The sequence below is a fragment of the Burkholderia cepacia GG4 genome, assembly GCF_000292915.1.
Lineage (GTDB): Bacteria > Pseudomonadota > Gammaproteobacteria > Burkholderiales > Burkholderiaceae > Burkholderia > Burkholderia cepacia_D.
The window spans coordinates 433,945-456,160 of the sequence record NC_018513.1 but is presented as its reverse complement, the minus strand read 5'-3'; the positions used below and the strand labels follow the sequence as shown (position 1 = coordinate 456,160).

At 67.4% G+C, this 22,216-nt stretch carries 21 protein-coding genes; 9 read left to right on the top strand and 12 right to left on the bottom strand.

Translation table 11 applies throughout. The features are described 5' to 3' along the window. Positions 1-247: 247 nt before the first annotated feature. Positions 248-2,200, bottom strand: coding sequence for a lytic transglycosylase domain-containing protein (locus GEM_RS02005; RefSeq protein WP_014895785.1), 1,953 nt, complete (start codon positions 2,198-2,200; stop codon positions 248-250). 8 nt (positions 2,201-2,208) lie between these two features. Between GEM_RS02005 and GEM_RS02000 the strand changes: the two genes are divergently transcribed. Beyond that, positions 2,209-2,817: a 5-formyltetrahydrofolate cyclo-ligase gene (locus GEM_RS02000; RefSeq protein WP_014895784.1), complete on the top strand. Its 609-nt coding sequence runs from the start codon at positions 2,209-2,211 to the stop codon at positions 2,815-2,817. An 86-nt stretch (positions 2,818-2,903) separates the two neighbouring features. Here the strand turns inward: GEM_RS02000 and GEM_RS01995 are convergent, their stop codons facing one another. Further along, a complete protein-coding gene (locus GEM_RS01995; RefSeq protein ID WP_014895783.1) occupies positions 2,904-3,416 on the bottom strand; it encodes a winged helix DNA-binding protein in 513 nt (170 codons plus the stop codon). A 148-nt stretch (positions 3,417-3,564) separates the two neighbouring features. On the opposite strand from GEM_RS01995, the gene pxpB reads away from it, so the two are divergent. From pxpB to pxpA, 3 genes are read left to right on the top strand one after another with little or no spacing between them, the layout of a single operon-like run. Further along, complete coding sequence (gene pxpB / locus GEM_RS01990; protein WP_014895782.1) at positions 3,565-4,221, top strand: 5-oxoprolinase subunit PxpB; 657 nt, start codon at positions 3,565-3,567, stop codon at positions 4,219-4,221. Beyond that, positions 4,218-5,285, top strand: coding sequence for a biotin-dependent carboxyltransferase family protein (locus GEM_RS01985; RefSeq protein ID WP_014895781.1), 1,068 nt, complete (start codon positions 4,218-4,220; stop codon positions 5,283-5,285). The genes pxpB and GEM_RS01985 overlap by 4 nt, the downstream gene beginning before the upstream one ends. Before the next feature lie 55 nt (positions 5,286-5,340). After that, positions 5,341-6,105, top strand: coding sequence for a 5-oxoprolinase subunit PxpA (gene pxpA, locus GEM_RS01980; RefSeq protein WP_014895780.1), 765 nt, complete (start codon positions 5,341-5,343; stop codon positions 6,103-6,105). Positions 6,106-6,667: 562 nt separating this feature from the next. On the opposite strand, the gene GEM_RS01975 is transcribed toward pxpA, so the two are convergent. The 10 genes from GEM_RS01975 to GEM_RS01930 form a co-directional block, all read right to left on the bottom strand. Beyond that, entirely contained in the window at positions 6,668-7,813 is a 1,146-nt protein-coding gene (locus GEM_RS01975) for a TraB/GumN family protein (protein WP_014895779.1), read from the bottom strand. Continuing rightward, complete coding sequence (locus tag GEM_RS01970; RefSeq protein ID WP_014895778.1) at positions 7,806-8,822, bottom strand: peptide ABC transporter ATP-binding protein; 1,017 nt, start codon at positions 8,820-8,822, stop codon at positions 7,806-7,808. Before GEM_RS01970 ends, GEM_RS01975 begins: the two co-directional genes overlap by 8 nt. Then, the gene (locus GEM_RS01965; RefSeq protein WP_014895777.1) at positions 8,819-9,817 is read right to left on the bottom strand and encodes an ABC transporter ATP-binding protein; all 999 of its coding nucleotides are present in this window, start codon (positions 9,815-9,817) and stop codon (positions 8,819-8,821) included. The genes GEM_RS01970 and GEM_RS01965 overlap by 4 nt, the downstream gene beginning before the upstream one ends. A 1-nt stretch (position 9,818) precedes the next feature. Beyond that, the gene (locus GEM_RS01960) at positions 9,819-10,736 is read right to left on the bottom strand and encodes an ABC transporter permease subunit (RefSeq protein WP_014895776.1); all 918 of its coding nucleotides are present in this window, start codon (positions 10,734-10,736) and stop codon (positions 9,819-9,821) included. Between the two features lie 4 nt (positions 10,737-10,740). Then, complete coding sequence (locus GEM_RS01955) at positions 10,741-11,751, bottom strand: ABC transporter permease subunit (RefSeq protein WP_014895775.1); 1,011 nt, start codon at positions 11,749-11,751, stop codon at positions 10,741-10,743. A gap of 117 nt (positions 11,752-11,868) precedes the next feature. Continuing rightward, positions 11,869-13,497 (bottom strand): ABC transporter substrate-binding protein, encoded by a 1,629-nt coding sequence (locus tag GEM_RS01950; RefSeq protein ID WP_014895774.1) that lies wholly within the window; start codon positions 13,495-13,497, stop codon positions 11,869-11,871. Between the two features lie 312 nt (positions 13,498-13,809). Further along, positions 13,810-15,117, bottom strand: coding sequence for an MFS transporter (locus tag GEM_RS01945; RefSeq protein ID WP_014895773.1), 1,308 nt, complete (start codon positions 15,115-15,117; stop codon positions 13,810-13,812). 191 nt (positions 15,118-15,308) lie between these two features. After that, a complete protein-coding gene (locus GEM_RS01940) occupies positions 15,309-15,620 on the bottom strand; it encodes a high-potential iron-sulfur protein (protein ID WP_014895772.1) in 312 nt (103 codons plus the stop codon). A gap of 162 nt (positions 15,621-15,782) precedes the next feature. Beyond that, a complete protein-coding gene (locus GEM_RS01935; protein ID WP_014895771.1) occupies positions 15,783-16,892 on the bottom strand; it encodes an NAD(P)/FAD-dependent oxidoreductase in 1,110 nt (369 codons plus the stop codon). A gap of 133 nt (positions 16,893-17,025) precedes the next feature. Then, a complete protein-coding gene (locus GEM_RS01930) occupies positions 17,026-18,006 on the bottom strand; it encodes an AAA family ATPase (RefSeq protein WP_014895770.1) in 981 nt (326 codons plus the stop codon). Positions 18,007-18,234: 228 nt separating this feature from the next. Between GEM_RS01930 and GEM_RS01925 the strand changes: the two genes are divergently transcribed. The 5 genes from GEM_RS01925 (at position 18,235) to GEM_RS01905 (ending at position 22,138) form a co-directional block, all read left to right on the top strand. Continuing rightward, positions 18,235-18,963: a nitroreductase gene (locus GEM_RS01925; protein ID WP_014895769.1), complete on the top strand. Its 729-nt coding sequence runs from the start codon at positions 18,235-18,237 to the stop codon at positions 18,961-18,963. A gap of 146 nt (positions 18,964-19,109) precedes the next feature. After that, positions 19,110-19,598 (top strand): hypothetical protein, encoded by a 489-nt coding sequence (locus GEM_RS01920; protein WP_014895768.1) that lies wholly within the window; start codon positions 19,110-19,112, stop codon positions 19,596-19,598. Positions 19,599-19,603: 5 nt separating this feature from the next. Further along, on the top strand, positions 19,604-20,419 hold the full coding sequence (locus GEM_RS01915; RefSeq protein ID WP_014895767.1) for an endonuclease/exonuclease/phosphatase family protein: 816 nt from the start codon (positions 19,604-19,606) through the stop codon (positions 20,417-20,419). A gap of 74 nt (positions 20,420-20,493) precedes the next feature. After that, positions 20,494-21,141 carry a LysE family translocator gene (locus GEM_RS01910; RefSeq protein ID WP_014895766.1) on the top strand — a complete coding sequence of 216 codons (648 nt, stop codon included), beginning with the start codon at positions 20,494-20,496 and terminating at the stop codon, positions 21,139-21,141. Between the two features lie 226 nt (positions 21,142-21,367). Continuing rightward, positions 21,368-22,138, top strand: coding sequence for a ferredoxin--NADP reductase (locus tag GEM_RS01905; protein ID WP_014895765.1), 771 nt, complete (start codon positions 21,368-21,370; stop codon positions 22,136-22,138). Positions 22,139-22,216 lie beyond the last annotated feature (78 nt).

Sequence of the window (22,216 nt, the reverse complement as noted above, 5' to 3'; positions counted from 1 at the left end):
CCAAACAAGCGACGCGCGACGCCGCAATGCGGCCGGCAACGCTCGTTCCCCAGACCGGGAAAAATCATAAATGGGGCTGGCCGCCAGAAGGGCCGATCGCTGCGTCATGCTCCTTGCGAATACGTCGAGTATTCGCCTCGTCACACTCCTTGCGCTCGGCCCTTCTGGCGGCCAGCGCAAGCCCGTTATTAGCGTGAACAGCCCCTTCACACCGCCGCGTCTCGCGCGGCAGTGTGAAGATTGTCGATCAGGGCGAGATCATGCCCAGGCGTTTCTTCAACGACTGCGGTTTGCCCTCGAAGAGCGCCGCGTAGTAGACGGTATTCGACAGCACGTTCTTCACGTAGTCGCGCGTCTCGTTGAACGGAATCGTCTCCGCGAAGATCGCGCCTTCGACCGGCTGCGTCAACACCTGGCGCCACTGGCGCGGCCGACCCGGGCCCGCGTTGTAGCCGGCGGTGGCCAGCACCGGCGAGCTGTCGAAGTTGTTGTAGATGTCCGCCAGATACCAGGTGCCGAGCTGGATGTTGGTATTGATGTCGTGCATCTGCGCGCGCGTGATGGTGCCCATCCCGAGCTTCTTCGCGACCAGCTGCGCGGTGGCCGGCATCAGCTGCATCAGGCCGCCTGCACCGACCGACGAACGCGCGTTCGTGATGAAGCGCGATTCCTGGCGAATCAGCCCGTATGCCCATTCGATGTCGAGGCCCGACGACTGCGCGTAGCGCTCGACGATGTCGCGGTACGGCGACGGGTAGCGCAGCGTGAAGTCGTGCTCGGCCTTCGTGCGGTCGGCCGTGTTGACCGTGCGGTCCAGCAGGTCGACGCGCTTGCCGTATTCCGCGGCCGCCAGCAGCTGGCGATCAGTCATCCCGCGCAGCGGCCAGTTCCATTCGCGGTTGCCTTCGAGGCGCAGGTTCAGCCCGTAGAAGCGCTGCGCGAGCGCGAAGCCCGGAATCTTGCCCATCGCGTCGACCTCGGCGTCGCTCACCTTCGTGCGCGGCGGGATCGACGTGCGCTGGCCGAGCTCTTCGCCGGCGAGCTGCCCGTAGAAGTTGAACTGGCCGGCGACCTGCTCGAATTCCTGGTTCGCCTGCAGCGTGTCGCCGCTCTGCTTGAGCGCGCGCGCATGCCAGTAGATCCATGCCGGATCGTCCCGCAGCGACGGCGGCATCTGCTCGATCGACCAGCGCACCATCGGCCAGTCGCCGGCCAGCAGCGCGGCGCGCGTACGCCATTCGTAGCTCGGATTCGACAGCGGCGCATTCGCGGATTTCGCGTACCAGACCGACGCGAGCGGCGAGCGCTTGATCGCGCCCTGGTAGCCGATCGCACCCCACGCGATCGCCTGTTCCTGCTTCGTCAGCGACGCGGCGACCGACGTCAGCATCCCCGCCGCCGCGTCCGGATCGTTGCGCGCCATGCGGCCGAGCGCGATCAGCGCGAGCTGGTGCGATGCCGCGTCGGAGCCGACGCCGCGCGCGAGGTACAGCGGTGGGGCGCTCGTCGCCTGGTCGAAGCCGGCCGGGCGCTGGCCGAGCGCATCGACGATCTTGCCGCCGAGCGTCGTGTAGTTCTGCTCGTACGCGAGGCGTGCCTGCTGCCACACGTCGTCGCTCGTCAACTGCTGGTTGATCGTCAGCGCGGTAATCAGGTCGACACAGGCATCGCCGTAGTATTTCGGTTCGACGAGCAGCGCACGCGCCGCCTCGGCGACGTTCTCGCCGCGTGCCGCGCGCGATTCGAGCGCGTAGCACTTGACCTGCGTGTCGTCGTCGAGCACGAAGCGCTTGTACTGGTCGTCGAAGTTGCGCCAGTCGTGGCGCGCGCCGAGCACGAGCAGGTAGTCGTTGCGCAGGCGATCGGCGATCGCCTGGCCGTCGTAGCGCTGCAGGAACGACTGCACGGACGCGTCCGGCGCATCGACGCGCGCGCGGCCCGTCGAATCGAACAACTGCGGCTTGATCTGGAAATACTCGACGTAGGACGGGACAGGATAGTTCGGGATCGTCGACGCGAGCTGCGCGGCCTTCGCGGCGTCATTGCGGCGCGCGGCTTCGCGAAGCTGCACGAAGATCTGGTCGTCCCCGGCGAGCGTGTCGTCGCCCGGTGCGGCGCACGCGGCCGTGCCCGCGACGAGCGCGGCGGCCGAAAGCGTGAGCGCGACCGCGCGATATACTCGGAAAAGGCTGTTCGACATCGTTTTGAATGGAGCACGAATTGAGCGAAAGCATAGCATGCAACCCTGTGCCTAACCCGAAGGTTGCGCTGCGCAAAACGCTGTCCGGCGCGCGTCGTGACGCCGCGTCGCAGCCCGCCGCGAACGCCGCGCTCGACGCGCGGCTGCGCCTGTTGCTCGCACGGCTCGCGCCGCGCACGGTCGGCTTCTACTGGCCGCTGCCGGGCGAATTCGACGCGCGCGACGCGGTGCTCGCGTGGTCCGCGGCAGGCGCGGGCCGCCGCGCTGCGCTGCCCGTGATCGGCGAGCGCCACACGCCGCTCGAATTCCATGCGTGGGACGCACACACGCCGATGCGCGAAGGGCATCACCGGATTCCGGAGCCGGCGTCGGGCGTCGTCGTCGTGCCCGACCTGTTGCTGATTCCGTGCGTGGGATTCGATCTGGAGCGCTACCGGCTCGGCTATGGCGGCGGCTATTACGACCGCACGCTCGCCGTGTGGCCGGGCGACACGCTGCCGGTGACGGTCGGCATCGCGTATGAAGCATGCCGCGTCGATGCGCTGCCGGCCGAGGCGCACGATCTCGCGATGCGCTGGATCGTGACCGACGGCGCACTCTACCCGGCTGCCGGATGACCCGGCGCGCGACGGAGCGGCCAGCGCCGGACGCGCGTCAGCATCATGCTGCGCGCACCCTCGCTCAGCGCGCCGTCCGCAATCGTTTACAACGACGCCGCCGCGCGCGCGGCGGTGTCGTAGAGGCCCGATGCGTGGCGCAGCAGTTGCGCCGCGTCACCGATCTGCTCGTTGGTGAGGCCGCTGTCCTTCAGCGTCTCGATCAGGCAATGCTCGCGCACTTCCCGATACTTCAGGCACAGATCGCGGCCCGCGTCGGTCGCGAAGAAGAACACTTCCTTGCCGCTCTTCTCGCTCTTCACATAGCCGCGGGCGATCAGTTTTTTCAGCGCATAGGTCGCGACGTGCGTATCCTCGATATTGAGCACGAAGCAGATGTCGGCGAGCTTCTTCTTGCGTTCGCGATGACTGACGTGATGCAGCAGCGACACCTCGACCGCCGTCATGTCCTTCGCGCCCGCGGCCGACATGCAGCGCACCATCCAGCGGTTGAACGCGTTGCCGGCCATGATGAGCCCGTATTCGAGTTCCGACAGCTCCGCGCTCGAATCGGAAACGAGGTGTTCGGATGACACGATCTTGGTCGGAGGACGCTTCATGGACATGCGGAGCAAGCAGGATGTCAGGGTGTGCCGAGTGTACGACAGAAGCATCGGCACGCGAGCTAGGCAAAAACGCTTATTGGTAAGTTATCGATATCTTATTGACAATGTGCGCTAACATTGCCGTCCGAACCGTGCCAGTCCGATGACGCAACCCCGCATTTATCCGCTCGGCGATGCCGCCCTCGTCTGCGAGGTGCCGCCGCCCGCCACGCTCGATTGCCAGCGCCGCGTCTGGGCCGTCGCCGAGGCCGCGCGCGCGTGGCCCGACGTGATCGACGTCGTGCCGGGCATGAACAACCTGACCATCGTGTTCGACGCGCTCGCCGCGACGGCCGAGTCGCTCACGCCGGCGCTGCGCGACGCGTGGGAGACGGCCGACGTCGAGCACGCGGACGGCCGGGAGATCGAGATTCCGGTCGAATACGGCGGTGCGGCCGGCCCCGACCTGGCGGCCGTCGCCGCGCACACGGGGCTGTCGACCGACGAGGTCGTCGCACGCCATGCGGCCGGCGAATACGTCGTGTTCTTCGTCGGGTTCCAGCCGGGCTTCGCGTATCTCGGCGGCCTCGACGCGTCGCTGCACACGCCGCGCCGCGCCGCGCCGCGGCTGGAAGTGCCGGCCGGCTCGGTCGGCATCGGCGGTGCGCAGACCGGCATCTATCCAGCCACGTCGCCCGGCGGCTGGCAGCTGATCGGCCGTACGTCGCATGTGCTGTTCGACCCGGCCCGGCCGCAGCCGACGCTGCTGCTGCCCGGCGACCACGTGCGCTTCACCATTGCGGGAGTCGATGCGACATGAGCCAGAACACCGCACCGGGCACCATCGAGGTGGTGCGCGCCGGCCCGCTGTCGACCGTGCAGGATCTCGGCCGCCGCGGCACGCGCCATCTCGGCGTCGCGCAGGGCGGCGCGCTCGACGGCCTCGCACTCGAAGTCGGCAACCGGCTCGTCGGTAACCGCGCTGACGCGGCGGCGGTCGAGATCACGATCGGCCCGGCAGCGTTCCGCTTCACGCGCGCGACGCGCATCGCGATCACCGGCACCGAATTCGGCGCGACGCTCGACGGCAAGCCCGTGTACTCGTGGTGGAGCCTGCCGGTCGAAGCCGGGCAGACGCTCGTGCTGCCGGCCGCGAAACGCGGAATGCGCGGCTACCTGTGCATCGCGGGCGGCATCGACGTGCTGCCGATGCTCGGCTCGCGCAGCACCGATCTCGCCTCGCGCTTCGGCGGCCTCGGCGGCCGCACGCTACGCGACGGCGATCGGCTCCCGGTCGGCGTGCCGCCGGCCGGCGCGGGCTGCCTGGCAGCCGACGCACCCGAATTCGGCGTGAAGGCGCCCACTTGGTGCGCGTTCGTGCGGGTCGACGAGCCGCCGCGTCGCCACCGCCCCGCGCATGCGCCGTGGGCGATGCCCGTGCGCGTACTGCCGGGTCCCGACTACGCATCGTTCGGGGCCGACTCGCAGCAGGCGTTCTGGGACGAGGAATGGCTCGTCACCGCGAACAGCAACCGGATGGGCTACCGGCTCGCCGGCGCCGAGCTCGTACGCGAGCGGCCGGCCGAGTTGCTGTCGCACGCGGTGCTGCCCGGTACGATCCAGGTGCCGCCGAACGGCCAGCCGATCGTACTGATGCACGATGCGCAGACCACCGGCGGCTATCCGAAGATCGGCACGGTGATTCGCGCGGATCTATGGAAACTCGCACAGGCGCGGCTCAACCTGCCGATCCGGTTCGTGCGCACGACGCCCGACGCCGCGCGCGCCGCGCTGACCGCGGAACGTGCGTATCTGCGGCAGATCGACGTCGCGATCGAGATGCGCGAGGAAACGCGCCGCCGCGCGCAATCGCGCGCGGCGTGACAATGGCAACAGCGGCACGGAGGACGCGCCACGCCACCAGTGGACGAGGGACATCATGGAAATCGATCTGAATGCCGATCTCGGTGAAGGATGCGGATCGGACGAGGCGCTGCTCGATCTCGTCACGTCGGCGAACATCGCGTGCGGCTGGCATGCCGGCGGCCCCAATGCGATGCGCGACTGCGTGCGCTGGGCCGTGCAGAAAGGCGTGTCGATCGGCGCGCACCCGAGCTTTCACGATCCGGAGAACTTCGGCCGCAAGGAAATGCAGCTGCCGGCCGGCGAGATCTACGCGGGCGTGCTGTACCAGCTCGGCGCGCTGTCGGCGATCGCGCAGGCCGAAGGCGGCCGCATCGCGCACGTGAAGCCGCACGGCGCGCTGTACAACCAGGCCGCGCGCGACCCGATGATCGCCGACGCGGTGGTGTCCGCGATCCACGACTTCGACCCGTCGCTCGCCGTGTTCGGGCTCGCGAACAGCTTGTTCGTCGCGGCCGCGCGGCATGCGGGTCTCGCCGCGGTCGAGGAAGTGTTCGCCGATCGCGGCTATCGCGCGGACGGCTCGCTGGTGCCGCGCAGCCAGCCCGGCGCACTGATCGACGATGAAGACACCGTGCTCGCGCGCACGCTCGACATGGTGCGCGAGCGGCAGGTGCGCGCGGTGAGCGGCGAATGGGTGCCGCTCAATGCGCAGACCGTCTGCCTGCACGGCGACGGCCCGCATGCGCTGGCGTTCGCGAAGCGGATCCGCACGGCACTCGAGGCAGCGGGCGTCGACGTCGTCGCGCCCGGCGCGCTGCAGGCCGACGAAGGCGCGTAACGTCCCCGGTCCCCGGTCCCCGCCGTCGCCGGACGAAAACCGCCGCACCAAAGAAAAAAGCGCCCTCGTGGCGCTTTTCTGTTGGCGCAATCGCCGCGGACTTCGCCGTCTGTCGATTCGCCCCCCGAAGCCGTCGGTCGACGGCGACCGGAAAGATGCTCCGGATCAAAAAACGTCCGCCGCCGCCCGATTACCGCTTCCCCCGGTCGGACGACGGAACGTCGCTTATCTGCAAGTCTGCCGCATGCATTTGTTCTGCCGACGATGTTTGGCCCCGCCGTGCATGCAGACACTCCGTGGCCGGCACGTACATCACGTGCCGGCTACGCTAACCCCGCGCTTTGTTTTTGCTACCCCGTAGAACGTTTTCTATTCTTTTCATTTTTTCAACTTGTGGGATGAAGAATAGAGATTGCCAGAACCGGATGTCAATCGTTTTAAACGCTATTTTCTGAAGATTCGAGGGTTTTCCTTATCGGTGCGCACGGCTGCACCAGCGCCTCGCAGCGCGTGCGCGCCATCGATCGGACCGGGGAAGATCTGTACGTGCGACCGGCCGCGATCAGTTCGCGTCGACCCGGTATCCTTGCTGGCGCAACAATTCGAGTACACCGCGCTGGCCACCCAGATGCAGCGCGCCGATCGCGACGAACAGCGGCCGGTTCGGCGCGGCGATTGCCGTCATCCGTGCAACGAAGCGCCGGTTGCGCTCGTACAGGATCTTGTTGTCGATCGACGCCGACAGTGCCTTCGAACGGGCCAGCCGCTCGCTCTTCGCAACCGCCCACGCCGAGATCGCGTCGGCGTCGCCAATTTGCCACAGCCGGTGCAGCGCCTTGATGTCGTCGGCGTTCTGCGCCGGGGTCTGCACCATGTCCTGGGCGAGCATCTCGCGCTGCTCGGCGAGCGTCAGCCCGGTGAATGCGCGCATCTGCTCGGCGAGCGTCTCGAGCCCGATCACGCGGCCGCCCGTCTTCTTCAGGAACACGTTCTGCAACTGCGCCTCGGTGCCGTACTCGGTCTGCAGGCCGGCCGACAGCGAGTCGTAGGTCTCGACGACGAGCGCCGCGAGCCACGGCCGCATCCGGCGGATCTCCGCGAGCGCGGCCGGGTTGCCGCGCAGGCGCGCCGCGAGCCGCTGCCACAGCGGCTCGGGCAGCATGCGCTGCAGGCACGGGTAGCGGCACACGCCGTACTTCGACACGTCGTCCTGCGATTCGAGCAGATCGTCGGGCGACAGCTCGAGCGCGACCGTCGGCGACGCGGCGAGCGCCGCGAGGATGCGCGGCCGGAACGGCTGGGCGGGCGGGTAGTCGGACGGGTCGCCCGTATGCAGCGTGCCGAGCACGTACAGCGTGACCTTGCCCTTGGTGGCGACATAGAACGGCATGCGCGCAGGCTGCACACGCACCGTGCCGCGCGCGACCGTGCCGTTCGACACGGACGGCACGTGGAAGCCCGGCAGGTTCAAGCCCGGTGGCGGAACCTGCGACGGACGGATCGGCGAACTCGCCGGCGCGCGCCCTTCGGCACGCGCGGCGTCAACGGGAACCAGCACGCTGGCGGCCACGCACGCGCCGGCCAGCGCCGCGCCCGTGACCGTGCGCACGCTCCAGCGCCGTGCGTTGCGGCACGCGCGCATCACGCGCGCGCTGCCGGCCCCCGAACGGCGCACGCCAGGCGCGCGCGCCGCCAAACCATCAGGCATTCGCCTCCCCCACCTCCTCGGCGCGATGGCAGGCCACGCGGCGTCCGTCGACGTCGCGCAGCTGCGGTTCCTCGACGCGGCAGCGCTCGACCGCGTACGGGCAGCGCTGGTGAAACGCGCAGCCCGACGGCGGATTGAGCGGCGACGGCAGCTCGCCCTGCAGCTTGATCTGGATCCGGCGGTCTTCTTCGAAGATCGCCGGCGTCGCCGACATCAGCGCGCGCGTGTACGGATGGCGCGGCCGTGCGTAGATCGTCGCCTTGTCGCCGAGCTCGGCGACACTGCCGAAATACATCACCATCACGTCGTCCGCCACGTGCTCGACCACCGACAGGTTGTGCGAGATGAACACGTAGCTCGTCTTGAACTGCTCCTGCAGATCCATGAACAGGTTCAGGATCTGCGCCTGGATCGACACGTCGAGCGCGGACACCGGCTCGTCGGCGACGACGATGCGCGGATCGAGGATCATCGCGCGCGCGATCGCGACCCGCTGGCGCTGGCCGCCCGAGAACATGTGCGGATAGCGCTTCGCATGCTCGGGCCGCAGGCCGACCGTGCGCATGATCTGCGCGATGCGCTGCGCGCGCTCGGTGGCCGTCAGGTTCGTGTTGATCTCGAGCGGCTCGGCGAGCGTCTGCTCGACGGTCTTGCGCGGGTTCAGCGACGCGAACGGGTTCTGGAACACCATCTGCACGCGGCGGCGCAGGTCGGCGACCGTCTCGCGGTTCGCACCGGCCACGTTCTTGCCGTCGATCACCAGGCTGCCCGCGGTGGGCGTCTCGATCATCGTGAGCTGGCGCGCGAGCGTCGATTTCCCGCAGCCCGACTCGCCGACGACGGCGAGCGTCTTGCCGCGCTTCAGCGTGAACGACACGCCGTTCAGCGCCTTCACCGTGCCCTGCCCGAACATCCCGCGCTTGACCGTGTAGTGCTTCGCGAGCTGGTCGGCGACCAGCACCGCGTCCTCGTCGTGCGGCGTGGCACGCGTTTCGTGGACTGCATTCATCGTGCGCCTCCCGTCAGGTCGAGGTTGGAAACATTGAGCGGCTTGATGCAGCGCGCACGCATCGCATCGTTGCCGGACACCAGCGTATCGAGCGCCGGACGTGCCTTGCGGCAATCGTCGACGACATACTTGCAGCGCGGCGCGAACAGGCACCCGGACGGGCGATCATCGCGGCCGGGCACCATGCCGGGCAATGCGGCAAGGCGACGCGCCCCCTGATTGTGCTCGGGAATCGCCGCGAGCAGCGCTTCGGTATACGGATGATGCGGCGCACGGAAGATGTCCGGCACGCGATTGGTCTCGATGACCTCGCCCGCATACATCACCGCGACGCGCTGCGCGACCTCCGACACCACGGCCAGATCGTGCGAGATCAGCACGAGCGCCATGCCGCGCTCCTTCTGCAGCTTCACGAGCAGGTCCATGATCTGCGCCTGGATCGTCACGTCGAGCGCGGTGGTCGGCTCGTCGGCGATCAGCAGCTTCGGATTGCACGCGACCGCCATCGCGATCATCACGCGCTGGTTCATCCCGCCCGACATCTGGTGCGGGAACGCCGTGATGCGGTTCTTCGCATCGGGAATCCCGACCTGGTCGAGCAGTTCGAGCGCGCGCCGGTGCAACGCGTCGCCGCGCAGCCCTTCGTGCAGCTTCAGCACCTCCTTGATCTGGTAGCCGACCGTGTAGCTCGGGTTCAGGCTCGTCAGCGCGTCCTGGAACACCATCGCGATGTCCTTGCCGACGATCTTGCGCCGCGCCTTCGGCGACGCCTTCAGCAGGTCCACGCCGTTGAACGTGACCTCGTCGGCCGTCACCTTGCCGGGCGCATCGATCAGGCCCATCAGCGCCATCATCGTCACGCTCTTGCCCGAGCCCGATTCGCCGACGACGCCCACCACCTCGCCCGGCGCGATCGACAGGTTGATCCGGTCGACGGCGGGCAGGCCGTTGAAGTTCACCGCGAGATTGCGGATGGTCAGAAGATTCTGGGTCATGTCAGGCCATCCGCTTCAGTTTGGGATCGAGCGCGTCGCGCAGCCCGTCGCCGAGCAGGTTGATCGCGAGCACCGAAATCAGGATCGACAGGCCGGGCATCGTCACGATCCACCATGCGTTGTCGATGTAGTCGCGCGCGGATGCAAGCATCGCGCCCCACTCGGCGGTCGGCGGTTGCACGCCGAGGCCGAGGAAGCCGAGCGCGGCCGCATCGAGGATGGCCGACGAGAAGCCGAGCGTCGCCTGCACGATCAGCGGTGCCGTGCAGTTCGGCAGCACCTGCGAGAACATCAGGCGCAGCGTGCCGGCACCGGCCACGCGCGACGCCGTCACGTACTCCTTCTGCAGCTCGCCGAGCGCCGATGCGCGCGTGAGACGCACGTAGGCCGGCAGCGCGACGATCGCGATCGCCAACATCGTGTTGGTGAGGCCCGGGCCGATGATCGCGACGACCGCGACCGCGAGCAGCAGCGACGGCAGCGCGAGCAGCACGTCCATGATGCGCATCACGGCCGTGTCGGCCCACTTCTGGAAGAACGCGGCGACCAGCCCGAGCACGATGCCGGGGATCAGCGCGAGTACGACCGACACGAAGCCGATCCAGAACGACATCCGCGCGCCGAACATCAGGCGGGACAGAATATCGCGGCCCGCTTCGTCGGTGCCGAGGATGAACTTCCAGTTGCCGCCGTCGAGCCACGCGGGCGGGATCTTCACGAAGTCGCGGTATTGCTCGACCGGGCTGTGCGGCGCGATCAGCGGCGCGAACAGCGCGACCAGGATCAGCACCAGCACGACGATGCCGGCACCGACGGCGCCGCGGTTACGCGAGAAGTTGGCCCAGAACTCGCGCAGCGCGAGCGCACGGCCGCCGGCCGGCGCGGATTCGGTCGGCAGGGTGTTTTGCAGATTGCTCATGGAATTACCTCGTGTGGCGAATGCGCGGATTCAGCACGCCGTACAGCAGGTCGACGACCAGGTTCACGACGATCACGAGTGTCGCGATCAGCAGGATGCCGCCCTGGACGACCGGATAGTCGCGGCGGCCGATCGCATCGATCAGCCATTTGCCGACACCGGGCCACGAAAAGAGCGTCTCGGTCAGCACGGCGCCGGCAAGCAGCGTGCCGATCTGCAGGCCGATCACGGTGACGACCGGGATCAGCGCGTTGCGCAGCGCATGCACGACGACCACGCGTGCGGGCGACAGCCCCTTTGCGCGTGCGGTGCGGATGTAGTCCTCGCGCAGCACTTCGAGCATCGACGAGCGCGTCATCCGCGCGATCACCGCGAGCGGGATCGTGCCGAGCACGATCGCAGGCAGGATCAGGTGGCTGACCGCCGACTTGAACGAGCCTTCATCCGGCGCGAGCAGCGCGTCGATCAGCATGAAGCCGGTCGGGTGCGGGAAGTCGTACTCGACCGCGATGCGCCCCGACACGGGGGTCCAGCCGAGGTAGGACGAAAACACCATGATGAGGATCAGCCCCCACCAGAAGATCGGCATCGAGTAGCCGGTGAGCGCGGTGCCCATCACGCCGTGATCGACGACCGAGCCGCGCCGCAGCGCGGCGATCACGCCGGCCGGCAGCCCGACCGCGAGCGCGAACACGAGCGCGCACAGCGACAGCTCGACGGTCGCCGGGAAGCGCGCGAAGAACTCGCCCGCGACGCTGGTGTTGGTGATGATGGACGTGCCGAGGTCGCCGTGCAGCGCCCGGCCGATGTAGTGGATGTACTGCATGGGCAGCGGCTGGTCGAGCCCGAGGCGTTTCATTGCCTCCGCATGCATCGCGGGATCGACGCCGCGCTCGCCCATCATCACTTCGATGGGGTCGCCCGGTATCAGGTGAATCAGCGCAAACGCCAGGATGGTGATGCCGATGAAGGTCGGGATCACCATGCCCACGCGGCGCAACACGAATGTGAACATGATGCGTCTCGTATTTTCTTGTGGGAAATGTGCGACCGGCGACGGGAAGCTTTTGGCCTCCCGCCGCCGGATGAGTTAGCCGGTCACGATCTTCCTGGACAGCTTACACGGGCCGTATTACTTCACGCCGACACCGTCGAAGCGTGCGTAGCCAAGCGGCTCGATGCGCATGTCGACCACGTTCTTGCGTACCGGCTGGTAGACCGTCGAGTTCGCGATCGGCGAGAACGGCAGTTGCTGCGCGAAGATCTGCTGGGCCTGCGTGTAGATCTTCGTGCGCGCGTCCTGGCCCGTCGTCGTGCGACCCTTCTGGATCAACTCGTCGAACGGCTTGTAGCACCAGTGCGAGAAGTTGTTGCCCTTGATCGCTTCGCAGCCGAGCAGCGTGCCGAGCCAGTTGTCGGGGTCGCCGTTGTCGCCCGTCCAGCCGATCAGCATCGTGTCCTGCTCGCCCGTGTGCGCGCGCTTGATGTACTCACCCCACTCGTACGTGACGATCTTCGCCTTCACGCCGATCTTCGCCCAGTCGGCCTGAATCATCTCGGCCATCAGGCGGGCGTTCGGGTTGTACGCGCGCTGCACCGGCATCGCCCACAGCGTGATGTCGAAACCGTTCGGATAGCCGGCCTTCGCGAGCAGCGCCTTCGCCTTCTCGGTGTCGTTCGGGGCCATCTTCAGGTTCTTGTCGTACGACCATTGGGTCGGCGGCATCGGCGCGCTGGCGGCCTGGCCTGCGCCCTGGTACACGGACTCGAGAATCGCCTTCTTGTTGATCGCCATGTCGAGCGCCTGACGCACTTCGAGCTTGTCGACCGGCTTGTGCTCGACGTTGTACGCGAGGTAGCCGAGGTTGAAGCCCGGCTGCGACGGCATGTCGATGCCCGAGTCGGCCTTCAGCGTCGCGATGTCGGCCGGACGCGGATAGCTCATCACCTGGCATTCGTTGCGCTTGATCTTCTGCACGCGCACACCCGGGTCGGGCGTGATCGAGAAGATCAGCTTCGACACCTTCACCGCGCCCTTCTTCCAGTAATCAGGATTGCCGTCGAAACGGATCGTCGCGTCCTTCGTGTAGCTGCGGAAGATGAACGGGCCCGTGCCGACCGGCTTCTGGTTGATGTCGGCGGCCTTGCCGGCCTTCATCAACTGATCGCCGTATTCGGCCGACAGGATCGACGCGAATTCCATCGCCATGTTCTGGATGAACGGCGCGTTCGGCTCGGACAGCGTGAACTTCACGGTGTACGGATCGACCTTCTCGACCTTCGTGATCAGCTTGTCGAGGCCCATGTCGGTGAAGTACGGGAACGACACCGGATACGCCTTGCGGAACGGCTGGTTCGGATCGAGCATGCGCTCGAACGAGAACACGACGTCGTCCGCATTGAACTCGCGCGTCGGCTTGAAGAAGTCGGTCGCGTGGAACTTCACGCCGTGGCGCAGGTGGAACGTGTACACCTTGCCGTCGGACGAGACGTCCCACTTCTCGGCGAGGCCCGGCTCGACCTTGGTGCCGCCGCGCTCGAATTCGACGAGACGGTTGTAGACGGTGAACGTGGCGGCGGTGAAATCGACGCCGGTCGTGAATTGCGCGGAATCAAAACCCGCCGGGCTGCCTTCTGAGCAGTAGACGAGCGTTTTGTTCGGGATCTGTGCGAATGCAGAACCCGCGACGCCGAGCGATGCCGCTGCCACGCCTGCAATGGCGGTAACACGCAGGGTGTGCAACAGACGGTTGTATTCCATGTTTCCTCCAGGTCTCCAGATCGGAACCGGTCCCCCAGGGGGGCCGGGTACGCGGATATTACTTGAGCTAGCGATTTTGCAACAAGCTGGAGAAAAAACTCTTCTACACGCGCCCACACGGGTTTTTGCGGATGTCTTGCGCACGCGAAAAGTGCCTCTGCGCGCGCAAGCGGCCATTTCGATCATCCCGCGCATGTTTCCTTCGGCAACTAAACATTTCGTACGCGAACGCGAACGTGCGTCACGTGCTTTTCCGGGACCTGCCGGCCATCGTCACGTTGATTGAAAGGATCGATGGACGGCCGCGCGCCGTCAGGCCGGCGCGTCGAGATCCGCGCTGCGCGCCGGCACGAACGCGACCGCGACGATCGACAGCACGAGCCCCGCCATCACGTAATAGGTCGGCGCGAGCGGCGAGCCCGTCACCTTGATCAGCCAGGTGACGATGAACTGCCCGAAGCCGCCGAACAGCATCACCGCGACGTTGTATGCGATCGACAGCCCGGTCGAGCGCACGTTGGCCGGGAACAGCTCGGCGATCATCGCGCCGAACGGCCCGTAGTAGCCCGCGAGCGTCACCGACAGCACGGCCTGCACCGCGATCAGCCGGCCGATGCTCGGCGCCGCGTCGAGCCATGCGAACAGCGGATACATCAGCACGAGCGTCAGCACGAGCGACCACAGCGACAGCCCCTTGCGGCCGATGCGGTCCGACCATGCGCCCGCGACCGGTGACAGCACCATCAGCAGCAGGTTGCCGACGATCACCGCGTAGAACGATTCCGCATAGGGCAGCTTCAGCTGCTTCACCGCGAAAGTCGGCAGATAGCTGATCAGCACGTAGATCGTCACCGTCAGCGCGATCACCGAGCCGAGCCCGCACAGCACCTCGCGCGGGTGGCGCGTGAACACCTCGCCGAGCGTCGCGCGGCGCGCGCTTTGCTGCGCATGCAGGAACGCTTCGGAATCGGCGAGATGACGGCGGATATAGAAGCCGATCGGGCCGATCACCAGCCCGAGGATGAACGGCACGCGCCAGCCCCAGCTGCGCAGCGCGTCGTGCGACAGCCCGCGCGTGATGGCCGCGCCGACGAGCGCGCCGATCAGTAGCGCGGCCGCCTGGCTCGCCATCTGCCAGCTGCCATAGAAGCCGCGTTTCGAGAACGGCGCGGCCTCGATCAGCAGCGCGGTCGCGCTGCCGAATTCGCCCCCCGCCGAGAAGCCCTGCAGCAGGCGGCCGAACACGATCAGGAGCGGGCCGCCGATGCCGATCGCAGCATACGGCGGCGCGATCGCGAGCAGGAAGATGCCGGCCGTCATCAGCAGGATCACGAGCGACAGCGCAGCCTTGCGGCCTGCGCGATCCGCGTACAGCCCGAACACGATGCCGCCGATCGGGCGCATGAAGAAGGCGACGCCGAACGTCGCGGTGGTCAGCAGCAGCGACGAGTACTCGCTGGAAGTCGGGAAGAACAGTTCAGCGATCACGACCGTCATGAAGCCGAACACCGTGAAGTCGTACCACTCGAGCGCGTTGCCGATCACGGCCGCCGCGACTGCGCGCCGGTTCAGCGCACGCTCGGGCCGGATCGTTTTGGTTGAATTCGCAATCGTCGCCATGCGTGCCTCTTCCTCGTGGATTCGCCGTGTCGGGCGGCGCGGCGCGCGGGGTGGCCGCAGCGCGCTGGTTTGCAGCGAGTGTAGAAAGCGACGGAACCGTTTTCAAGCATAAAAAACGCCCGCCATCTTCCGACGGCGGGCGTTTTGCGGTTTTCGCCACATTGCGGCATCGCACGATGCCGCCGCGGACATCAACCCATCTTCGAGAATGCGCTGCACCAGCCCTTCGCTGACACCTGCTTGCCGGGGAATGCGCCGCACGGGCCGGAAGCCGAGCCCTTCTTGCCCTGGTACAGCATGCAGGCCGCGCAATCCTGGCCCGCTGCGTATTTCGGATACTTCGTCTTGTCGACCTTCGTGGCATCGGCCTTGTAGCCGAGCGCCACTGCGGTCGGATCCGTTTCCGACAGCATCGGCGCATCGGCCAGTGCTTCGCGCGACAGCGCCAGCGCGGACACGACGCCAACGCTCGAAATCAGGAAACTCCGACGGGATGTTTTCATGGGGGACTCGCTCCAACGTTATCGGTTTGAAAGCTGTTCTGGCGACAGCCGTTCAACAGAATAACCGCCAAGCGAATAAATGTGCGCGCCGAAATGCCGGAGATAAGGGATTTCACACGGGGATTTCACGCATCCGGCCCGCGCGGGTGCGGGCCGGATCCGTCATGCATGCGACGTCATGTCGCCCACGCGCTGCGCGAGCGCGAGCGACGCGGTCAGCCCTGGCGACTCGATGCCGAACAGGTTCACGAGCCCGCGCACGCCGTGCTGCGCGGCGCCCTGCACGATGAAGTCGGCCGGCGGCTCGCCGGGCCCCGCGAGCTTCGGGCGGATTCCCGCGTAAGCCGGCTGCAGCGCGTCGTCGGGCAATTCCGGCCAGTACGCGCGGATCGATGCGTAGAACGCCTGCGCGCGCGCCGGATCGACTTCGTAGCGCAGCGCATCGACCCATTCAACGTCCGGGCCGAAGCGTGCCTGCCCGGCCATGTCGAGCGTCAGGTGCACGCCGAGCCCCGCCCGGTCGGGCATCGGGTACACGAGGTGCGAGAACGGCGCGCGCCCGGACAGGCTGAAGTAGTTGCCGCGCGCGAGATACAGCGGCGGCACCCAGCGCGGGTCGAGGCCGCGGATACGGCGCGCGAGCGCCTGCGCGCCGAGGCCCGCGCTGTTGATCACGCACGCCGCCTCGATTTCGGTCGGCGCGTCGCCGCCGGTGCGCACGACGAAGCAGCCGCCGCGCAACACCTCGATCGACTCGACCGGCGATTTCAGCGCGCACACGGCGCCGTTGCGCTCCGCGTCGCCGAGCAGCGCAAGCATCAGCTGGTGGCTGTCGACGATGCCGGTGGCCGGCGAGAACAACGCCTCCACGCATTCGAGCGCGGGCTCGAGCGTCTGCGCCTCGGTACGCGTGAGCGGCATCAGGTCGAACACACCGTTTTCCGCCGCGCGCGTGGCGATCGCCTTCAGTTGCTTCACCTGCGCGGCGCTCGTCGCGACCAGCAGCTTGCCCACACGCCGGTGCGGCACGTGATGCGTATCGCAGAATTGGTACAGCAGGTCGCGGCCGTGCACGCACGACATCGCCTTCAGCGAGCCGCGCGGGTAGTAGAGCCCCGCGTGGATCACCTCACTGTTGCGCGAACTCGTGCCCGTGCCGATCGCATCGGCCGCCTCGAGCACGATCGTCTCGCGCCCGCGCGCAGCCAGTTCCCGCGCAATCGCCAGACCGACGACGCCGGCGCCTATCACCACACAATCCATCTGCTCCATAGCGTTTCGCGTCGCTCACGCGTCGAGGGGAGGAAAAGGAATTGTACGTCCCGGTTCGCCCGCTTGCCGAATGCATCTGCATCCGCGCGTGCGCGCGCCTCGCGATACTCGTCGCGACGCGCGCGCTGCCGGCTCAGAAGCCGATCGGCCGGCGCTTCGCCGCGCCCTCGTCGGCGCGGATGTCGCCGGGCGCGATCACGTCGCGGCTATCGAGCCGCGCGGCGCCGAATGCATGCAGCAGCGCGCGACGCATCGTGCGCGGCGGCGTCGCGGCCAGCACGTCGAGCGCGTCGTCGTCGAGCGCGTCGGGGAAGCGCCGCCCCCACGCGTGCGACGTGCGGATCTCGTCGTAAATGGTCTGCGCGATCCGACGCGCGCCGGCCGCATCGGGCGGCGCGATCTCGTACACGTTCATCCGGTTCAGCAGCGGCTCCGGAATCGCCTGCGCGTCGTTCGCAGTCGCGACCCAGATCACGTTGCCCGCATCGATCGGCACTTCGGCGAATTCGTCGACGAACGCGCGCGCAGTGTCGTGCTCGAGCAACGCATACAGCGCGCCGAGCGGATCGTATTGCGCATCGCTGCCGGCCTTGTCGATCTCGTCGACCGCGATCACCGGGTTCGCATAGCTGCCGTTGACGAGCGCTTCGAACACCTTGCCCGGCTTCGCGTTCTTCCATTGCGACGACGCGCCCGACAGGATCCAGCCGGCCGTCAGCGAACTCATCGGCACGTAGTGATACGCGGTGCCGAGCAGCTGCGCGAGCGCCTTCGCGAAATGCGTCTTGCCGATGCCGGGCGGCCCGAGCAGCAGGATCGGCATCAGTTCGAGCCGATCGTCCGTCTCGAGGCACAGCGCGACCTGCTTGCGCACGTCGCCGAGCGGCTCGGTGAAATTGGGCAGCGCGTCGCCGAGCTCGTCGAACGACGGCATCCGGTTCGGCTTTACGCAAAAGCGCAGATTGCCGGTCTTGAGCATTCGCTCGTAGGTGGCGCGCAGTGCGTCGCTCGCGCCCTCGTTCAGGTCGTTCAGCGCCGCCTCGACCTGCTCGAGGTCGTACACCATGCTGAAGGACGCCACCGCCAGTTCCTGTTTCACCATCGCCGTCGTCATACCAACCTCGCTGCCGCTACCGTCACACCACCATCAGACCCTTACGATTTCAGTGTAGCGATCCCGCAACCGCGTGCAAGCAAGCAGCCGAGCGAGTCTGCTGCTAACAGCGCGCGTGCGCTGCAGCGTCGCGCGGCGCGGCGTATCATCGACAGTTCACCGGCCGCCGCGCCGGCCTCGCCGACGGCGCCCGCGCGGCGCGTCGCGCTTCGTTCCGAAGGTATGCCGATGCCCGCCCCCGCCGCTTCCCCGCGCGTCGACACCGACGCGCTCCCCACGGTCGACGCCGTCGACACCGCGCTCAAGTCGCGTCGCGCGATTCGCGCGTTCCTGCCGACACCCGTGCCGCGCGACACGCTCGAGGCGATCCTCGAAGCCGCGAGCCGCGCGCCGTCCGGCACCAACATCCAGCCGTGGCACGTGTACGTCGCGACCGGCGCGACCCGCGACGCACTCGCCGCGGCGCTGACGGCCGCCTACGACGATCCGGCGCGCGACGAAAAATACGTCGCCGAGTACGACTACTATCCGCGCGAATGGGTGTCGCCGTATATCGACCGGCGCCGCAAGGTCGGCTGGGACCTGTACGGGCTGTTGAACATCGGCCGCGACGAGAAGGCGCGCATGCACGCGCAGCACGCGCGCAATTTCCGCTTCTTCGATGCGCCGGTCGCCTTGTTCTTCACGCTCGACCGCGTGATGACGCACGGTGCGTGGCTCGACTGCGGCATGTTCGTGCAGGGCGTGATGACGGCCGCGCGCGCACGCGGCCTCGATACCTGCCCGCAGGCCGCGTTCGTGCCGTTTCACCGGGTCGTTGCCGAGCACCTCGGCATACCGTCCAACCAACAGCTCGTCTGCGGGATGTCGCTCGGCCATGCGGATCCGGACGCGATCGAGAACGGCCTCGTCACCGAGCGCGCGAGCGTCGCCGAGTTCGCGCGCTTTTTCGCTTGAAAACGTGTGACGCGCACCTACCTTTCGATCAGGACCGCATCGTGCGGCGAACCTGCGGCGCCCCGTCCTGTCACACCATCGTCCAAATCGATCGGGCGTAAGATGTGCGTCCGTTACCCGCTACCCCGCGTTTCCGGAGAAGTTTCATGCTGAAACACGGCCTGGCCGTCCTGCTCGCGAGCGTCGCGCTCGCCGCCCACGCACAAAGCCCCGCACCGGCCAGCGTCGCGTGGGAGATCCAGGTGCTACGCGACGGTCAGACGATCGACACGTTCCAGCAGCGCACCACCGTGGGTCAGACCCGCACCGATACCCATCGCTATCCGTCCGCCGTGCCCGTCGGCTGCGGCAATGCCGCGCGCGTCGTGCCGACCGAGCGCTCGCGTTCGGTGACGGTCGCGCCGCTCACCGTCGACGCCACCGCGAACACGGTATCGCTCGCGCTCGACGTGCAGGAAACCCTCGACGACGAAAACGCGACGCGCAGCGATCCGTGCTTGCCCGCGTCGCCGCGGCAGATCGTCGCGAGCCACCCCGGGCTGTCGGTCGGCGGCGATGCGTGGACCGACTGGACGCTCGTCGAGCAGCATCCGCATCTTGTCTACCGTGTGCGTGCGCACGTCGCGAAGGACTGAACGCCATGTCCGCCGACGCCCTGTCCTTGCCGTTCGCCGAGCCGCACGCCGCGCCCGACGAAATCACCGCGGTCAGCTGGAACCTGCACAAAGGCCGCTCGCCGCTCGGCTTCACCGCATGGAACGCGATGCGCAACTGGATGCAGTCGACGCACGCCGACGTGTATTTTCTGCAGGAAGCGATGGCGCGCCGCATGCCGCGCCCGCTGCTCGCACCCGGCTTCGGCGCACCGATGGACGACGCGGTCGACGACGTGTGGCATTGCCAGGCCACCGAGATCGCGCAGGCGCTCGACTGGCAGATCGCGCTCGGGCCGAACGTGTTCAAGCCGTCATGGCGGCACGGCAACGCGATCCTGTCGCCGCACCCGCTCGACCTCGGCGGCCGCTGGGACATCTCCGCGCACCGCTTCGAGCGGCGCGGGCTGCTGGTCGCGCGCGCGACGCTCGCCGGCGCGCGCCCCGTCACGCTGCTGTGCGCGCACCTCGCGCTCACGCGCGCGGCGCGACTGCGCCAGATGCACTGGATCGCGCACTGGATCGTGCGCAACGCGGGCGACGACCCACTCGTGCTCGCCGGCGACTTCAATGACTGGCGCAACGATTCGGTCGCGCTGTTCGGCGAGATCGGGCTGTCGGAGGTCGCGACGCTGCTCGGCCAGTCGGGCCGCACGTTCCCCGCGTTCTCGCCGGCGCTCGCGCTCGACAAGATGTTCGTGCGCGGGCTGACGCCGCTCGAATGGCAGGCGCCATCCGGCGAAACCGCCTGGCTGTCGGACCACCTGCCGTATATTGCGCGATTGCGCCTCGATCCACAGTGATCCGGTAACGCCGCAAGCGCGGCCGCGCGGTGCACGCTACAGTAGCGCTTTGCCCGCCCCGCCGCCGCGCCGCCATGTCCTACCTCCCGATCCTGCTGCAAATCGCCGTGGTCTACCTCGTCGCGGCGATCACGCCCGGCCCGAATTTCTTCATGATTTCGCAACTGTCGCTCGCGGGGCGGCGCAGTCTCGGCGCCGCGTCGGCGCTCGGCGTCGGCACCGCATCGGTCGCGTGGGCAACGCTCGCGATGCTCGGCCTCGCGGCCGTGTTGCACCAGGTCGAATGGCTGTACGAGACGATCCGGATCGGCGGCGCCGTCTATCTCGTGTATTTCGGCGTCAAGCTGCTGCGCTCGGGCGTGCGCCGCGATCCGGCGCCGGCCGACGCGCCGGACGCGCGCGTGCCGCCTGCCGCACCGCACCCGCGCGACTACCTGCGCGCCTATCGCAGCGGCCTGCTCACGTGCCTGACCAACCCGAAATCGTGCGCGTTCTGGACCAGCGTGTTCGCGGCGATGCTGCCCGCGCACGTGCCGCTGTGGTTCAACGGCGCGGTGCTGGTGACGATCGGTGTGCTGTCGGCCGGCTGGTATTCGAGCGTCGCCTATCTGTTCGCGAGCCCGCGCGCGCAGCGCGGCTACCGGCGCGTGCGGCGCCCGCTCGACGCGCTGTGCGGGGCCGCGCTCGTCGGCCTCGGCGCAAAGCTCGCAGCCGATCGCTGAAAGCCGGTTGAAATAATTCGTTGCGCCAAATCCGCGCAGCCGCGCGGGTCAAGCCCGCATCTGCCCCAAGCAGGGTAAAATAACCAGTTCCTCAATCGTCTGTCATCGAGAAGGCGCGTGTCCGACGCGCCGGCCGGCCGATCCTCGATCGGGCCGACGCACTCGGTTTTTTGCCCGTTTTTGGGCCCGTTACACGCGTTCGCTACGCGCGTCCGTTTTCAAAGCCATGAGCAAATACGACACCGCCACCGTCCAATCCGTCCACCACTGGACCGACACGCTTTTCAGCTTCACCTGCACTCGTGAGCCGAGCCTGCGCTTCAACAACGGCGAATTCACGATGGTCGGCCTCGAGGTCGACGGCAAGCCGCTTGCGCGCGCCTACTCGATCGTCAGCCCGAACTACGAAGAGCACCTCGAATTCTTCAGCATCAAGGTCCAGAACGGCCCGCTGACGTCGCGCCTGCAGCACCTGAAGGTGGGCGACCCGGTGCTGATCGGCAAGAAGCCGACCGGCACGCTCGTCGCCGACAACCTGCTGCCCGGCAAGACGCTGTGGATGCTGTCGACCGGCACGGGCCTCGCCCCGTTCATGTCGATCATCCGCGACCCGGACATCTACGAACGCTTCGACAAGGTCATCCTGACGCACACCTGCCGCCTGAAGGGCGAGCTGGCGTACATGGACTACATCAAGCACGACCTGCCGGGCCACGAGTACCTTGGCGACATCATCAAGGAAAAGCTCGTCTACTACCCGACGGTCACGCGCGAAGCGTTCGACAACGAGGGCCGCATCACCGACCTGATCGCGACGGGCAAGCTGTTCACGGATCTCGACGTGCCGCCGTTCTCGCCGGAAAACGACCGCGTGATGCTGTGCGGCAGCACCGCGATGCTGAAGGACACGACCGACCTGCTGAAGCAGGCCGGACTCGTCGAAGGCAAGAACAGCGCACCGGGTCACTACGTGATCGAGCGCGCATTCGTGGACTGATCGATCCCCGAATTTGTGCCGCATCAAGAACCGGAGCAAAAGCTCCGGTTTTTTTTCGTCCCTACTTGGCGAATTCGT

Excerpts from the sequence above, each read along its gene's own strand:
- GEM_RS01935 (WP_014895771.1), bottom strand. The coding sequence starts at position 16,892 with ATGGAGCAGATGGATTGTGTGGTGATAGGCGCCGGCGTCGTCGGTCTG.
- GEM_RS01975 (WP_014895779.1), bottom strand. The coding sequence starts at position 7,813 with ATGCCTGATGGTTTGGCGGCGCGCGCGCCTGGCGTGCGCCGTTCGGGG.
- GEM_RS01930 (WP_014895770.1), bottom strand. The coding sequence starts at position 18,006 with ATGACGACGGCGATGGTGAAACAGGAACTGGCGGTGGCGTCCTTCAGC.
- GEM_RS01955 (WP_014895775.1), bottom strand. The coding sequence starts at position 11,751 with ATGTTCACATTCGTGTTGCGCCGCGTGGGCATGGTGATCCCGACCTTC.
- GEM_RS01985 (WP_014895781.1), top strand. The coding sequence starts at position 4,218 with ATGAGCCAGAACACCGCACCGGGCACCATCGAGGTGGTGCGCGCCGGC.
- GEM_RS02005 (WP_014895785.1), bottom strand. The coding sequence starts at position 2,200 with ATGTCGAACAGCCTTTTCCGAGTATATCGCGCGGTCGCGCTCACGCTT.
- GEM_RS01920 (WP_014895768.1), top strand. The coding sequence starts at position 19,110 with ATGCTGAAACACGGCCTGGCCGTCCTGCTCGCGAGCGTCGCGCTCGCC.
- GEM_RS01945 (WP_014895773.1), bottom strand. The coding sequence starts at position 15,117 with ATGGCGACGATTGCGAATTCAACCAAAACGATCCGGCCCGAGCGTGCG.
- GEM_RS01950 (WP_014895774.1), bottom strand. The coding sequence starts at position 13,497 with ATGGAATACAACCGTCTGTTGCACACCCTGCGTGTTACCGCCATTGCA.
- pxpB (WP_014895782.1), top strand. The coding sequence starts at position 3,565 with ATGACGCAACCCCGCATTTATCCGCTCGGCGATGCCGCCCTCGTCTGC.
- GEM_RS01965 (WP_014895777.1), bottom strand. The coding sequence starts at position 9,817 with ATGACCCAGAATCTTCTGACCATCCGCAATCTCGCGGTGAACTTCAAC.
- GEM_RS01910 (WP_014895766.1), top strand. The coding sequence starts at position 20,494 with ATGTCCTACCTCCCGATCCTGCTGCAAATCGCCGTGGTCTACCTCGTC.
- GEM_RS01995 (WP_014895783.1), bottom strand. The coding sequence starts at position 3,416 with ATGAAGCGTCCTCCGACCAAGATCGTGTCATCCGAACACCTCGTTTCC.
- GEM_RS01915 (WP_014895767.1), top strand. The coding sequence starts at position 19,604 with ATGTCCGCCGACGCCCTGTCCTTGCCGTTCGCCGAGCCGCACGCCGCG.
- pxpA (WP_014895780.1), top strand. The coding sequence starts at position 5,341 with ATGGAAATCGATCTGAATGCCGATCTCGGTGAAGGATGCGGATCGGAC.
- GEM_RS01960 (WP_014895776.1), bottom strand. The coding sequence starts at position 10,736 with ATGAGCAATCTGCAAAACACCCTGCCGACCGAATCCGCGCCGGCCGGC.
- GEM_RS01970 (WP_014895778.1), bottom strand. The coding sequence starts at position 8,822 with ATGAATGCAGTCCACGAAACGCGTGCCACGCCGCACGACGAGGACGCG.
- GEM_RS01905 (WP_014895765.1), top strand. The coding sequence starts at position 21,368 with ATGAGCAAATACGACACCGCCACCGTCCAATCCGTCCACCACTGGACC.
- GEM_RS02000 (WP_014895784.1), top strand. The coding sequence starts at position 2,209 with ATGGAGCACGAATTGAGCGAAAGCATAGCATGCAACCCTGTGCCTAAC.
- GEM_RS01940 (WP_014895772.1), bottom strand. The coding sequence starts at position 15,620 with ATGAAAACATCCCGTCGGAGTTTCCTGATTTCGAGCGTTGGCGTCGTG.
- GEM_RS01925 (WP_014895769.1), top strand. The coding sequence starts at position 18,235 with ATGCCCGCCCCCGCCGCTTCCCCGCGCGTCGACACCGACGCGCTCCCC.